The organism is Bradyrhizobium sp. USDA 4461, assembly GCF_054055655.1.
On the sequence record NZ_JBSRXM010000001.1, the window covers coordinates 4,645,717 to 4,659,230 of the forward strand.

Sequence of the window (13,514 nt, forward strand, 5' to 3'; positions counted from 1 at the left end):
TGATCCTCCTCAGATTTCGACGGCGTGCTTAGTACGGACGGCTGGTCGGTCGACCGGTCTCCGCCGACGCTGGGCAAGCGCATCCTGAAAATAGGATTCGAGCTGGCGTGCTCGATGTGTCGGGGTGTGCTCGCTTAGGATGCGCCGGCGTGCCCTTGCTCCGAGAGATCGGCGAGCGTCGTCCGGCATCTCGCGCAGGATCTCAATAACGTCGCTGGTGTCGTCAACGAGCAATATTTCGGTCTCCGGTTCCAGGATCGTCTCGATACCTGTCCAGCGATCTGAGATGATCGGCGTTCCGCACGCCGCTGCCTCGAAAAGCCGCACGCTAGGCGAAAAGCCGATGGCTCGCATGTCCGCGCGTGTGATGTTCAGCGTGAAGCGTTGCTCGGAGTAAAATCCCGCATGGAGGGAGGGAGCGAGATGATCGATCCGCGCGACGTTTTCCGGCCAACTGATGTCAGGATACTGCGAGCCGGCGACGACAAACTGCAAGTCCGGCATGGCATGGGCTGGGGCAATCAATAGCCGTTCGATCGACGGTTGACGGTCGAGGCTGTAAGTGCCGAGATAACCCAGTTCCCACTTCGGCTGCCGCTGCTGGCTCTGATAGATGTCAATGTCGGCGCTGCAATGGAGGACGCGCGCGAGCGGGCTGCCATATTCAGTCTCGACATGGCTTGGCACGTGGCCGCCGGTGAACGACAGATAAAGATCAAATCGCGGGATCAGCGCCGCGGAAAGATATGGCAGGCCTCGATCGAGCCCCGCGAGGGTAACAGGCGTATCAATATCGTAGAAGGCCGTTATACCCCGGGCGTAGGTCGTCACCCAATCCGCGACCGCGATGCCATTGGGAACGTACGATCCGACGATCACGAGGTCGGCGCTTTTGATAAGCTTGCCGAATCTGAATGCAAGGTCCGGCAGTGACTGATAGAGCTCAACGGACCAAGCCGACGGGTTGGCAAGGTCGCGATGTTCGCGATACCACGGCATGTCCCGTTCCAGGAACGTCACGCGATGATCGCGCTGCGCCAAGGCTTCGATCAGGGCGCGGTAGGTGGTGGCGTGACCGTTGCCCCAAGACGAAGTGACCGATAGTCCGATGACGACAATGCTGAGAGTCATTCCGCTGCCTCGATTCTCATCGTTCGTTCCGCAAAAAGAGTGTTGAACTGGCGCGCGCGCTGCCGATAAGTGTGGTGCGAAAGGATCCGGGCTCTGGCGCGAGAGGCGATTGCGCGCGCCTTATCGTTTGTTAGTGAGTCCAGGTGCTCGGCGACGGCGGCGCCGCTCGATGCGATCAGCACCTCGCGTTCCGGCTCCAGGAAGGTGTCGATGCCCTTCCAGTCGTCGGTAATCAGGCATGCGCCAGCGCCGGCCGCCTCGAAAATGCGTGTCGGCGGCGAGAAGCCATACCGCGCCATGCTCTCGCGATTGACGTTCAGCGTCGCGAGGCCGGAGCAGAAGAACGCGTTATGATCGCTGGTGCCGACGTGACCGACGCTGCGCACGTTGGCGGGTGTGTCCTTGTTGTCCCAGCCCGAGCCGCCCAGCACGAACTGCCTTGACGGCATGGCGCGCGCAACCTCGAGGAAGAAGCTGTCGATCCGTTGCTCCCGGTCGGGCAAGCGGTTCGCCAGCAGGCCGAGATCGCAGGCAAACCTCGGGCTCGCCGGCGCTGGAAAATGCGTCGACGTGTCCAGGGCATTGTAAATCGGAACGCAATCACGCGCACCGGCCGCGCGGTACGCGGCTACAACAGCGTCACCGCCGCCATAGGTCAGGACCAGGTCGTAATGCGGGATCACCTTGCGCAGATGATGGTGCGATTGCTGCGACATCGCATCGAGCGTCGCCGGCGCGTCGACGTCCCAATAAACACGAATCGCGCGGGACGGGATCTCGACGGCCGCATTCTCGAGTTCCTCATCGAACACGCCGACTCCACTTGCCTTGATCAGAAGGTCGGCGGACTGCGCGGCAGTCTCCAGCGAACTTTGCCATCCTTCGGACGTCGGCGGGTAAACCAGAACCTTGGCCCAAGGCGGGTCGGCGATGTCGCGATGCTGCTGGCGCTGGAAGGCGTCAGGTTCGAAGAACGTAATATCGTGACCGAGGGCTGCGAGTTCCTTGAGCAAGCCGCGGTAATAAGTGGCGGCGCCATTCCAGTAGGAAGAGACCAGGCTGGAGCCGAAGAAGCAGATTTTCATGTGAGCGCTCCTTCCCGCTGCGATTGGGCTACTTGCCGCCGAGGTCCGCGGATATGCTCGACAATGTCGAGCAGCTGAAGGACGCGATGGCGGCACGTATGCCGTTCTGCAATCACGTCAAGGCCTGAGTTCGCCATTGCCTGCGCGAGCGCCGGATCGTGCAGTAGCCCCTTTAGCGCTGCCTGCATTTGATCGCTTTTGGTCACGCTCAGGTAGCTGCCTTCCGGGAACAGGCCCTCGACGTCGCTCCAAGGCGCGGACACGATCGGAATGCCGCAGGCGAGCGCCTCGAACATCCGGATGGTCGGTATGCCAGGGAGCGCCTGCACGTAAGGGCCGCGCGGCACATGGACTGTTGCGCGTGCGGTGGCGAATGCCGCCGGCGCCCGATGCGCCGGCAACCAACCGCAATAGTCGATGCCGGTGGCCTCGATCACGCGCAGCGCGTCGCGCGAGTATCGAACGCCGTGAATTTCGCCGCGCAATCCGAGCTGGGATACCGGGGCAATCAGGAATTCGATGAGCTCGGCGGCCCGCTCGCCGTCTCCCCAGTTTCCGATCCAGATCACATCGTTCCGTCGTGCGATCTGCGGCATCGGCCGATAGAGCCTGGTGTCGGCGGCTTCGTGCCAGGTGAAAGCCCGATCAGCCCACCCGAGCCCGAGATAGATCTCCCGTAGGACTTCGCCAAAGGCTAGCACGCCATCGAAGCCGGACAGGTCGAAGCGGGCGAGTTCCTGCGGCGCGGTGACCGCGCGATGATGTGTGTCGTGAAACAGCAGGGTGTAGTCGCCCGTCAGGACACGATGCCGACCTATCGCTTTGGCCAGTTCGGGCGGATTCCACTCGTGAACAATCACCAGTCCCGCGCCATCGAGAGCGCCTTCGAGATCGAAGCCGGGATGATACTGCCTGATATCGACTCCGGGCAGCAGAGCGACCACTTCCTGGAAAGTCCGTTCGCCGCCGTCCTGAAGCGCGTTGACCCGGCTCCAGCCGTCGATCGGCTCGTAGACGACGACGTCGTGCCCGAGCGCATCGAGCTCGCGGGCGATTCCGCGGAGAAAATGCGCATTGCCGTTGTTCCAGCATGAGGTGAGTGCATGGCAAAACAAGACGCATTTCATGCCATCATCTCCAAGGCAGGCGAGTGGGGCTGGGCAATTCGAGCCGTCGGCAGAGCGGCATAGAGATCGTGATAGGCACCGGCCATTTGCGCCAACGAGTAACGCCGCGACCGCTCGTATGCTGCGTGTTGAAGTCGTGCGCGCCAATCGTAGTCGGCGCACAGCCGGCGCACCGTGCAATTGAGCTCGCGTTGATCTGCTGGATCGACGAAGAGAGCGGCGTCATCCCAGAGTTCGCGAAACGTCGGAATGTCCGAGAGAACCAGCGCGCAACCGGCCGAGGCAGCTTCGAGCGCCGCGAGGCCGAACGGTTCATAAAGCGCGAAACTTACAAAGATCGCGGCCTGCTTCATGCGCGCCTGCAACGCATCATAATCAAGCGACCCGAGCCAAATCGGGCCGGCCGGGACTTCGCTCAAGGTTGGACCGGCCATCAGCACCGGCCATTCCAATCCTCGTGCGAGCTCGACGACAGCCGAGAGGTTCTTGGCACGATCACAAAACCGTCCGGCGGCCAGCAGAAAGGCGCGCTTGGGTGTCGGCAGAGAGGTAGGCAGCGTGCCATTCCAGATCACGACGCCGGGGGCGCTTGGGCAGTAAAGCTCATGGATGACCTGCTGTAGTGCTCGGCTGGGGCTTACCCAGCTGTTCGCGGCATTAAGGCCCTGCCGGACTGCCCTGGTGTAATGCCGCCATGCCGGGTCATTGAGCCAAGCCGTATCGTTGCACGCGAGCGCCCACGAATTTGCGCAGGAATGCGCAACCACGATTGTCGGTGCCGTCCATTCGAACGAGGCCTCGCGGAAGCTGTTGAGGTGAATGACGTCGGGCCGGATATGCGATTCCAGACCGGCGAGCACGCGTTTGGCATTGGGTACGTCGATTCCGCCCGGGTCCTGCCATTCCAGCGCGAGATCGGTCTCGATCAGGTGAACGCGAAAGTCGCGCAACATGCGGCGCTGCTCGGGGCTCGGAGGCGGGCCCAGCGTGACGAGGTGGACATCCGCACCCATGCTGACCAATGCCGTGGCGAGCGTGCACGAAAAGCTCCAGACGCCGCCAACGGCATCGGTGGTCATCATAACCGTGAGGCACGAAGTCCGGGTCATGGCGCAACCTGCAGCTCGAGCGCGGCGAGCGGGACCGGACGTTCATCCTGGACGTCGCTGAACCGATCGAATATCGCGAGGTAGTGCTGGTGCGCTCGCTCCCAGGCGAAGTCGTCCGGCTCGCCCCAGAGCTTTCGGTAATCCGGCGAACCCGGATAAGGATAGATCGGCACTGGATCGTTGGCCCAGATGCCCGCATCCTGCATCTGCCGTCGCCAACGCTGCACGACCGGATCATCGTCTTCGGGCATCTCGATCAGGTTGGCCTGGACGAAGGGAACGTGTCGGCGCGCCTCGACCAGCCGGTCCGCCAGCTCTTCCGTTGTCATCTTGCAGTTCTTGGCCAGCGCCTCGCGGCCCTCCGGCGTCAGGCTCTCCACGCCAGCCTCGATCGACACGCAGCCGGCGCGACCGAGCAGCGCCAGCATCTCGGGCTTCCAGAGGTCGATCCGGGTCTGGATGCCGAACTTGATGCCGCGGGAGGTCAGCCCGTGCAGAAGTTCGGCGTTCGGCAGGAAGATCTCGTCGATAAAGTAGAGGTACTCGATCTCGTGCCGCCGCAGGCCGTCGATCTCGTCGAGAACCGTCGCGGCAGGACGCCGGCGATAAGCATTGCGGAAATTCTCCTTGGCGCAGAACGTGCAGTTGTAGGGGCAACCTCGCGAGGCCTCGACCTCGGCGCCGGGGCCGACCGGTTCCGCCTCGAAGCGGTGATGATGGTGATGGTGACTCTGGATCATCTCGGCCGGCCATCGCAGTGCGGGTTGGTCCTTGAAGGCGACCGCCTGCGGTCCGCCGTTGACCCGAACGGTTCTGCCGTCGAGGAAGCAGAGCCCCGCGAAATCCCGTTCACCGTTGGCAAGGCGCACCAATGCCTGCTCGCACTCGCCCATCACGACAATATCGACGCCGAGTTTGCGCAGCGCCGTCCTTGGCGTCGTCGATCCGTGCGGGCCGACGGCGACCAGTGTTGGCGCCAGACCGACCAGCGAGAGCAGCAGTTCCTGCGGGATGCGCAGCTCGGGCGGCGCACAGCGCCAGAAAAGATAGGTCGGAGCAGTGGTGACCGCGATCAGATCAGGCCTGAAGGCCCGGAGCTCGGCCTCGATGTCGCGATACGAAAGGTCGAACATTTGCGCATCGAGCAGCAGCGTCGGATGTCCGGCTTTGCGCAGGTAGTGGGCCGAGATGCCGAATTCGATCGGCAAGTGAGGCTGGCGACAGCCGAAATAGATGCTGCCGTCGAAATTCCAATTTGGATTGATCAGAGCGACACGGGTCATGCCGACGCCTCCTTGTGTGCGACGATTGGCCCGAACCGGCCGTCAAGCCAGGCGTGCAGCGACTGCAGGCCCTCGCGCAGCGGGACCTTTGGCGTCCAGCCCAACGCCTTGGAGAGCGCAGTGGTGTCAGTGACGTACCAGGGCTGGTCGCCGGGCCGCCAGTCGGCGAACCCGTATTCCACCTCACGGCCGATCAGCCGCGCGATCTCATCGATCAGTTCCAGGAGGCTTACCGCGTTGGCAGCGCCACCGCCGAGATTGAACACGCAGCCGTGAGTGATAGCGATCCGATCGAGCGCCGACAGCCAGGCCTCGGCGGCATCGCTGACGTGCAGCGCGTCGCGCACCTGATATCCGTCACCGTAGATCGTTAGGGCCCGGTTCTCGATCGCGCTTCTGAGGAAATGAGCGATCCAGCCCTGATCTTCGGTACCGAACTGCCGCGGCCCGTAGATGCAGCTCATCCGCATCACGACAGTTTGCAACCCGAACACCCGGGCGTAGTCGTGGACATACTGATCGGCGGTTCCTTTCGAGCAGCCGTACGGACTATAGAAATCGAGCGGCGCGCCTTCAGAGATGCCCTGCGCGAGGCCGTCGGCGACCGGCACGTAGCGCCGGTCCACGCGCGCAACGCCGCGCTCATCGCCAAGCTGGCCGTAGACCTTGTTCGTCGAAGCGAACAGGACAGGCGCTGCCGGATTGTGCAAGCGGACGGCCTCGAGCACGTTGACGGTTCCGCGCGCGTTCGTCTCGAAATCGCCCGCTGGATCGGACAGACTGTCGGTAACGGCCACTTGGCCCGCGAGGTGCAGCACGGCGCGCGCGTCACGAACGGCGTCGATGACGGGAATGGGATCGCGGATGTCGGCGACGACAATCTCAACCTGCCCACCATGTCGCGACTTGAGCCAATGCGCGTTTTCGCGAACGCCGACGCGGGCGAGATTGTCAAATACGGCAACGGAATCGCCGCGGGCGGCCAGGCGATCAGCAAGGTTGCAGCCGATGAAGCCGCAGCCGCCGGTTACCAACACGGGCTTGTTCTGTTGTGCGCCCATCATGCCACGAGGCCCCGGCGTGATAATTCTTCGCGAGCTCGCTCGGCATGATCGTCGGCGATCTGGTCGGCAAGATAACTGGACAGTTCGTCAAGGCCATCCTCGAAGGTGACGCTTGGCGTGAAGCGCAGCTCCGCAGCTGCCTTGCCGATATCTGCGAAGCAATGACGGATGTCACCGACACGATGTTTTCCGGTAATCTCGGGCGCGATATCGGTGCGCCCCATGACCTCGGCGAGGCTCTTTGCGACGGACAGGATTGTTCGGCTCTGACCTGAACCGATGTTGAAGATAGACGAAACGTGGTTCGACTCGAGCGCTAGACTGCAAGCTCGCGCCACGTCGCTAACATGAACAAAGTCGCGGCGCTGCAGTCCGTCCTCGAACACCAGGGGCGACCTGTTGTTAAGCAGCCTCGCGGCGAAGATCGCCAGAACGCCCGTGTAGGGATTAGATAGAGCCTGGCGCGGACCGAATACGTTGAAGAAGCGGAGTGCGACGGTCGGGATACCGTAGGCCTTTCCCGTGATCAGGCACATCCGTTCCTGCGCATACTTATTCAGGGCATAGATCGAGCTGAGGCATGGGGGCTTGGATTCGGGAGTAGGCACCGGCTCGAGGCTCCGGCCTGCGCCGTCTCGCAACTCCCATTCACCGTCGCGGAGCTGATTGATCGAGCGATCGCCGACGGCATGGGCGCCATGATCGACGACTCGATACAATCCCTCCCCGTAGACGCTCATCGAGGAAGCGACGACCAGACGCTCCACGGGGCACCGCGACAAAGCCTGGAGCAGCTGCGCCGTACCGAGCTCGTTGGTCCTGACATAGGACGCGATATCATACATGCTCTGACCGACGCCGACCGATGAAGCCAAATGCAGCACCTTGTCCACGCCTCGTAACGCGCGCTCAATGGCGCACCCATCCGTGATGTCGCCGACAATAAGGTCTGCGTCCTTGTTCAGGTAGGGCGGGCGTTCGCCATCCGCGCCATGGACCTGCGGCGACAGATTGTCCAGCAGCCGGACCTCGTGGCCTGCGGCAAGCAGCGCGTCGGCAGCATGCGAGCCGATAAACCCTGCGCCGCCAGTAATCAAAACACGAGTCATGCGCCGTTGCTCCCTATCCGGGATGAGGCCAGACCGCGTGTCTGGCCGGGAGATGAGAGTGGAAGCACGCTACGAAAATGGTCGGTTGACCGCGCGCCAATCACATTTGGAGGAAAGACGCCCGCGGAGGAATGTTTGTTCCTGCGAAATGTACAAACGATGCTTCGCCTAACCTGGATCAATAACCTTGGTGAAGCGCACGACGCGCAAGCTAGAATGCCGTGCCGTGTGTGACGGCAGGCAGGCCAAGATGGCGCGCAACGGTTGCTGCGATGTCCGAGAAGCCGGTGCGCCTGCCGATAACCATCGTCCGATCGTTCGCTCGCGCCAGGATCGGCACCTGCTCACGGGTATGGTCCGTCCCGCTCCAGGTGGGATCACAGCCGTGATCGGCAGTTATGATCAGCAGATCGTCGGCTTTCAGGCGCGCCAGCAATTCGGGCAGGCGACGGTCGAACTGTTCGAGTGCGGCGGCATATCCGGCGACATCACGTCGATGGCCGTAGAGCGTGTCGAAATCGACGAAATTTGCAAATAGCAGCCCGCCGTCCGAGAGATCGTTGATCGCATCCAGCGTGCAGTCGAACAGCGCATCGTTGCCGTCGCCGCGCTCGTTGCGGCCGGTGCCGCGGTGCGCGAAAATGTCGTCGATCTTGCCGATCGAAACGATATCACGGCCGTCATCGGTCGCAAAATCGAGAACCGTCCGTTCGGGCGGCGAGACGGAAAAATCGCGACGATGTGCTGTTCGCTTGAAGTGCGCGGCCGCTGGACCGACGAAGGGGCGGGCAATGACGCGGCCGATATTGAATCGGTCGACCAGGCGGCGAGCGACCGCGCACACATGATAGAGGCGCTCCAGCCCGAACGTCTGCTCATGGGCGGCAATCTGGAATACGCTGTCGGCAGACGTGTAGCAGATCGGCTCGCCGCTGCGCATGTGGCGCTCGCCAAGTTCGCGGATAATCTCCGTGCCAGAGGCATGACAGTTCCCAATGATGCCGCTAACGCCGGCTTCTTCGCAAAGACGCTCGACGAGGTCTTGTGGGAAGCATGGCTTGATCTTTGGAAAGTAGCCCCAGTCGAACGGAACCGGCACGCCGGCGATCTCCCAATGCCCCGAGGGTGTATCCTTGCCCTTCGAAAGCTCGCTGGCGCAGCCGAACATGGCAAGGGGATGGACCGGTCCGCCGAGCGCCGGCGGAATACGGCCAGTGGCGAGCCGACAGGCCTGACCCAGTCCCAACCCGACCAGATGCGGTATTGCAAGCGGACCTTTGCGAGCATCGTTGTCGGCCGTACCACGCGCGCAGGCTTCAGCGATGTGACCGACCGTATCGGCGCCGCCATCGCCATACAGCTCGGCATCGGGGCTCATCCCAATCCCGACCGAATCCATCACGAGGATTAGAGCACGCATATCGGCTTGCTTTCCGGATCTGCATTCACTGGGGGCGATGTTACACCGGTCCTCGCGCAATAGCGTTCGACCATCTGCGCGCAGAAGTCGGCGAACTCGTTCGCATCAAGGGGCGGACTGGTGTGGTGCGATGCGATGCCGCGATGTTCCGGTGTGAAGCAGAATGTCAGGGTAACGTCGAACTCGGCGAGCGTCTCCATCTGTCGGTCGAACCAGGCGAGCGCGCCGGGGCGAAAGCTATCGGCCCATGACAGCCCGGTTCGCAGATGTCTTACGCCGAGCCGGCGCATCCAGCTGGCCGCGTCCTCCAATCGGTGGTCCTCGAAGTGGAACCACTGACACAATCCCATAACCGGCGCGTATCGCTCATAGAGCTTGAGAGCCTGCTTGGGCGATCCATCCTCGCGCAGTAGGCCCATATGGAAATGCCTGTAGTAGGACGAGCCTTCCGCCTCCCTGTGCCGGGTTGTCGCTTCCCAGGTCGACGGCAGATCATACAGGCTGTACCAGTGAATGCGCGGCGTGCGGCCGATGAGCAGATCGGCGGTGCGCTCGAGGCCCCATGCCTGCACCTGCTCGGCGCCAAACGACGATACGCCCACTTCCGTTACCCAGACGGGAAGCGCGACGACTTCGGCCTGAATTTCGGAGAGCTTGCTCGGCCATTGGTCGATCTGCCAAAGATTCCAGTCCAACGGGAAGCCGTGCACCGCCACCGCATCGACCTGATCCAGCACGCCGCGCGCCTGCATGGAGCGCATGAAGCCGGGATCAATCGGCGATATGCCGCCGAGGACCCTCGGCAATGTGGGGTGCGCGCTCCGAATGGCCTTGCCCGCGGCGATGGCCAACTCGGCGAATCTTGTCCAATCCGGATCGAGCAATATGTCCCAATGCGATTTATTGTTTGGTTCGTTCCAAATCTTTGCCGCTTCGATCATCGCACGGCAGCCTCTTCTGAAAGGATACACCTCGCGGGCTCACGCTGTGCCAGCCGTTTGCAGAGGTAGACTTCATCCTCGGGATGGGCAGTGATCGAAAAGCCGGAACTGCGCAGCATGGCTTCCACGCAGGCGCGGTTCGGTATCCACCAGTTGGTAGGATCTTCGGCATATTTGTGCTCGATGAAGTGCAGCTTGGGATAGCCGGGCGAGTCGAACTGGTCGGTCGTCCAGAAGTCGTAGTCGCTGTCGATGTGATCGACGCCACTGTCGCCACGTTGCATGGACTGGAACAACAGCAGGTCAGCCGCGACGTGCTCGTGAATCATGTCAAGCGCGAGCAGTGGGTGCCTCAGGTGATACAAGACTCCCATGAAAATCACGAGATCGAATCTTTCGCGAAGCTGCCCGACGTCGTAGGCCGAGAGCCTGCGAAATTCGATATCGAGGCCAGTCACTTCAGCGGCAAAGCGTGCCTGCGCCAGGTATTCCTCGTCGGTATCGAGCCCGAGTACGCGCGCGGCGCCGCGGCGCTTCATTTCCAGCGCGTAGAACCCCGCATTGCAGCCGATGTCGAGGACGGTCTTGCCTTCGAGATTGTCGGGAATCACTTCGGCGAAGTGAAGCCACTTCACACGCGGATAGTCTCCAAGGAAATGCGACGGAGCGGTGCTGATCCCGTTGAGGTCGAGATTGTGGAACCACGGTCCAAGTGCATCGACTCGCTGTCGAATTTCTTCCAGAGAAAGCGGAGCACTCGTCATGCGGTTCCTCGTTTGTTGGTCGCTAATGGGTGTGGAGGTGGCCGACCATGGTCCGCGACTTCGATGGCGCCATTGGAAAGCAGCGCCATCGCCGTGCGGTAGCCGTTGACGGTCCCTACGTCGACATAAGCATCGCCAGCCTTCACCCCGACGCCGCGGCCGCCGGCCGCGAGGTAGGCGTTCACCAATGTCCCGAAATATTCGTCGCGACGATCGCGCAGTCCCCAAAGCTGCCGCAAGTCCCGAAACTTTGCCGCCGACATCCGAAAGGCGCCCCAGATCCAGTTGGTCGCCGCATCCGGACGCTTGACCTGGATCTCCTGGACCTGCTCGCCTTCGAGCACCACCGCATCGAAAAATTCCGGATGTTCGACAGGAAACAGAAGGAACGAGAGATCGACCTCAGGCAGCGCACGCAGCGCAGTCTTGGGAAACCAGATCGTGTCGGGTAAGCCGACCACGACGTCCTCGCGATCCCCGACCACAGTGCTCGCCCGGAAGACAGCGTCACACAAGCCCGATGCGTCGGGCTGGACGACATAGGCTAGCTGCGCAGTATGGTAGTGGTCGCCGAAATACTCGAGTATGTCGGATTTGCCGGGCGCAATGACGAAGCAGATCTTGTCGGCGCCTCCGAGGATCAGCCGTTCGACCAGATATTCCGCCACAGCGCAGGGACGATCCGCTCCGTTGTCATGCCGGCTCCCGACCGGCAGTAACTCCTTTGAAAACGCCAGCGGCTGGATACGGCTGCCGCGGCCGGCGGCCGGCACGATGCCCCACATGTCAGGCCTCCATAGGCTCGGGTTGATCAATCTCGCGTTGCGTCGCTTGCTCCAGCAAAGCGACCAACTCGCTTGCGCGCCGCTCCGACGAGTGTTGAGCCAAGACGCGTTCTCGGGCACGGCGAGCCATCCGCTGCAACTCGGAATCGTCCATGTCGAGCGCTGCGAGCACGTCGTGAGCGTCATGCCCGAGCAATATCTCGTCGCCCGGCGTCAAGAATTCGTCGATCCCCATCCAGGCGTCGCTGATGAGCGGTGCGCCGCAGGCGGCAGCTTCAAACAGCCGCCCCGACGGACACCAGCCCATCTCCGCCATCGCCCTGCGCGTGACGTTAAGCGTGAGGCGCGAGGATGCAAAGAACGGCGCGTGCTCCGAAGGAGGCAGATGACGAACGAAGAAGACATTCGGCGACCATGGGAAGTTTTCGGGATACTGTGCGCCGCCGATCAGGAACCGCAGATCCTGTCTCTTGCGCGCGGGAGTGACGAACAAATCCTCCAACACCCTCTGACGGTCTTCGGAATATGTTCCAAGATATGACAGGGCGGCGCGATAGTGCGGCTGGGGAGCCGCAGGGTGATGCACCTCGCCGTCAACGTGACCATAGAGCGGGCAAACCTTTTCGGCGCCCAACCGTCGCTGAAATTCCTCTAGTATCCGTGGACCGCCGGTGAAGCTCAGCACGAGCTTGAAACCTCGGAGGCCTGACGCTCCGATATAGGAAACGGGTTGTCCGGCGTTCAGCCGAGCCATGGTGATGGGCGTGTCCAGATCATAGAAGACGGGAAGCGCGCTCCCGTGCTGAAGGATCAAGTCGGTCGCCGCGATGGCATCCGGACAATAGGAGGTGACCACCGCGGCATCCGCATCCGACACGTCGCCGCGCGCGTGATCCTCGATCTCGGACCAGGACGAAAACAGCTCCAGGCGACCGCCGAGCAGTTCGAACATATCCCGGTTTGCCGCGTAGTAGGGCACGTCCCGCTCATAGAACACAACACTGTGACCGTGACGGGCGAGATACTTGCACAGGCCGCGCCAGAGGGTCGCATGGCCGTTGCCCCATGACGACGAGATCGTCAGGCCGAAGATCACGATCTTCACGCTGCCACCCCATCGTTGCTGTGGCCGACCTGAACGCGGTCCTCCTCGAGCGACAGTGTGCTGATGCTGGCCGGTTCGACTTTGATTGAGAGAAATTCGTCCAGCGAGAGGCCCTTGTAGTGAAGTAGTGCCGCCCGGATCGGCTCCGCGTGACTGACCAGGGCGATGGTCCCGGCAGGATCGTTCCGCAATCGGTCAAGATATGCGACGACCCGGGTTTGCAGCGCGCCCATGCTCTCGCCGCCTGGCGGGCGGTTTCTGCTGCGCTGGGTGTTCCACCGCAACCAGGCCGGATCGCTTTGCAGATCCGCGAATTGCTGCCCGGTCCATTCGCCGTAGTCGAGTTCGTCGACTTCAGAGGCAACCTCGACCCGCAAGCCCAGTGCGCCGCCCAAAACATTGGCCGATTGCCGGGCGCGGAGTTGAGGGCTCGAGCGGACGATGTCCGGTCGCGGGTGCATCAATTCGGCGCAATGTGCCATTTGGCGGCGCCCCAACAGGTCAAGCGATACTCCCGGCTGCCTGCCGCAGAGGTACCGCCCAAGCAGCGGGTGGTGGCCATGCCGGATAAGGTGAATGGTCTTCGCCATC

At 62.3% G+C, this 13,514-nt stretch carries 13 protein-coding genes; all 13 read right to left on the reverse strand.

The window, feature by feature from the left end; all coding sequences use genetic code 11:
- Positions 1-9: 9 nt before the first annotated feature.
- Complete coding sequence (locus tag ACVINW_RS21435; RefSeq protein WP_456753119.1) at positions 10-1,131, reverse strand: CgeB family protein; 1,122 nt, start codon at positions 1,129-1,131, stop codon at positions 10-12.
- Positions 1,128-2,216, reverse strand: a complete 1,089-nt coding sequence (locus ACVINW_RS21440) for a CgeB family protein (protein WP_456753120.1) — start codon at positions 2,214-2,216, stop codon at positions 1,128-1,130. The genes ACVINW_RS21435 and ACVINW_RS21440 overlap by 4 nt, the downstream gene beginning before the upstream one ends.
- On the reverse strand, positions 2,213-3,343 hold the full coding sequence (locus tag ACVINW_RS21445; RefSeq protein WP_456753121.1) for a CgeB family protein: 1,131 nt from the start codon (positions 3,341-3,343) through the stop codon (positions 2,213-2,215). The genes ACVINW_RS21440 and ACVINW_RS21445 overlap by 4 nt, the downstream gene beginning before the upstream one ends.
- Complete coding sequence (locus ACVINW_RS21450; protein WP_456753122.1) at positions 3,340-4,425, reverse strand: glycosyltransferase family 4 protein; 1,086 nt, start codon at positions 4,423-4,425, stop codon at positions 3,340-3,342. The genes ACVINW_RS21445 and ACVINW_RS21450 overlap by 4 nt, the downstream gene beginning before the upstream one ends.
- A gap of 23 nt (positions 4,426-4,448) precedes the next feature.
- Positions 4,449-5,735 carry a TIGR04295 family B12-binding domain-containing radical SAM protein gene (locus tag ACVINW_RS21455; protein ID WP_456753123.1) on the reverse strand — a complete coding sequence of 429 codons (1,287 nt, stop codon included), beginning with the start codon at positions 5,733-5,735 and terminating at the stop codon, positions 4,449-4,451.
- Complete coding sequence (locus ACVINW_RS21460; RefSeq protein ID WP_456753124.1) at positions 5,732-6,799, reverse strand: NAD-dependent epimerase/dehydratase family protein; 1,068 nt, start codon at positions 6,797-6,799, stop codon at positions 5,732-5,734. The genes ACVINW_RS21455 and ACVINW_RS21460 overlap by 4 nt, the downstream gene beginning before the upstream one ends.
- Positions 6,796-7,908 carry an NAD-dependent epimerase/dehydratase family protein gene (locus ACVINW_RS21465; RefSeq protein WP_456753125.1) on the reverse strand — a complete coding sequence of 371 codons (1,113 nt, stop codon included), beginning with the start codon at positions 7,906-7,908 and terminating at the stop codon, positions 6,796-6,798. The genes ACVINW_RS21460 and ACVINW_RS21465 overlap by 4 nt, the downstream gene beginning before the upstream one ends.
- A 211-nt stretch (positions 7,909-8,119) precedes the next feature.
- Positions 8,120-9,328 carry a phosphopentomutase gene (locus ACVINW_RS21470; RefSeq protein ID WP_456753126.1) on the reverse strand — a complete coding sequence of 403 codons (1,209 nt, stop codon included), beginning with the start codon at positions 9,326-9,328 and terminating at the stop codon, positions 8,120-8,122.
- Positions 9,316-10,269 (reverse strand): beta-xylosidase, encoded by a 954-nt coding sequence (locus ACVINW_RS21475; protein ID WP_456753127.1) that lies wholly within the window; start codon positions 10,267-10,269, stop codon positions 9,316-9,318. Before ACVINW_RS21475 ends, ACVINW_RS21470 begins: the two co-directional genes overlap by 13 nt.
- On the reverse strand, positions 10,266-11,033 hold the full coding sequence (locus tag ACVINW_RS21480; RefSeq protein WP_456753128.1) for a TIGR04290 family methyltransferase: 768 nt from the start codon (positions 11,031-11,033) through the stop codon (positions 10,266-10,268). Before ACVINW_RS21480 ends, ACVINW_RS21475 begins: the two co-directional genes overlap by 4 nt.
- A complete protein-coding gene (locus tag ACVINW_RS21485; RefSeq protein WP_456753129.1) occupies positions 11,030-11,818 on the reverse strand; it encodes a sugar phosphate nucleotidyltransferase in 789 nt (262 codons plus the stop codon). The genes ACVINW_RS21480 and ACVINW_RS21485 overlap by 4 nt, the downstream gene beginning before the upstream one ends.
- A 1-nt stretch (position 11,819) precedes the next feature.
- Positions 11,820-12,923 (reverse strand): CgeB family protein, encoded by a 1,104-nt coding sequence (locus tag ACVINW_RS21490; protein ID WP_456753130.1) that lies wholly within the window; start codon positions 12,921-12,923, stop codon positions 11,820-11,822.
- Positions 12,920-13,513 carry a histidine phosphatase family protein gene (locus ACVINW_RS21495; protein WP_456753131.1) on the reverse strand — a complete coding sequence of 198 codons (594 nt, stop codon included), beginning with the start codon at positions 13,511-13,513 and terminating at the stop codon, positions 12,920-12,922. Before ACVINW_RS21495 ends, ACVINW_RS21490 begins: the two co-directional genes overlap by 4 nt.
- Position 13,514 lies beyond the last annotated feature (1 nt).

Coding starts and splice junctions, on each gene's coding strand:
- ACVINW_RS21470 (WP_456753126.1), bottom strand. CDS start 9,328: ATGCGTGCTCTAATCCTCGTGATGGATTCGGTCGGGATTGGGATGAGC.
- ACVINW_RS21495 (WP_456753131.1), bottom strand. CDS start 13,513: ATGGCGAAGACCATTCACCTTATCCGGCATGGCCACCACCCGCTGCTT.
- ACVINW_RS21485 (WP_456753129.1), bottom strand. CDS start 11,818: ATGTGGGGCATCGTGCCGGCCGCCGGCCGCGGCAGCCGTATCCAGCCG.
- ACVINW_RS21450 (WP_456753122.1), bottom strand. CDS start 4,425: ATGATGACCACCGATGCCGTTGGCGGCGTCTGGAGCTTTTCGTGCACG.
- ACVINW_RS21475 (WP_456753127.1), bottom strand. CDS start 10,269: ATGATCGAAGCGGCAAAGATTTGGAACGAACCAAACAATAAATCGCAT.
- ACVINW_RS21435 (WP_456753119.1), bottom strand. CDS start 1,131: ATGACTCTCAGCATTGTCGTCATCGGACTATCGGTCACTTCGTCTTGG.
- ACVINW_RS21465 (WP_456753125.1), bottom strand. CDS start 7,908: ATGACTCGTGTTTTGATTACTGGCGGCGCAGGGTTTATCGGCTCGCAT.
- ACVINW_RS21480 (WP_456753128.1), bottom strand. CDS start 11,033: ATGACGAGTGCTCCGCTTTCTCTGGAAGAAATTCGACAGCGAGTCGAT.
- ACVINW_RS21445 (WP_456753121.1), bottom strand. CDS start 3,343: ATGAAATGCGTCTTGTTTTGCCATGCACTCACCTCATGCTGGAACAAC.
- ACVINW_RS21440 (WP_456753120.1), bottom strand. CDS start 2,216: ATGAAAATCTGCTTCTTCGGCTCCAGCCTGGTCTCTTCCTACTGGAAT.
- ACVINW_RS21455 (WP_456753123.1), bottom strand. CDS start 5,735: ATGACCCGTGTCGCTCTGATCAATCCAAATTGGAATTTCGACGGCAGC.
- ACVINW_RS21460 (WP_456753124.1), bottom strand. CDS start 6,799: ATGATGGGCGCACAACAGAACAAGCCCGTGTTGGTAACCGGCGGCTGC.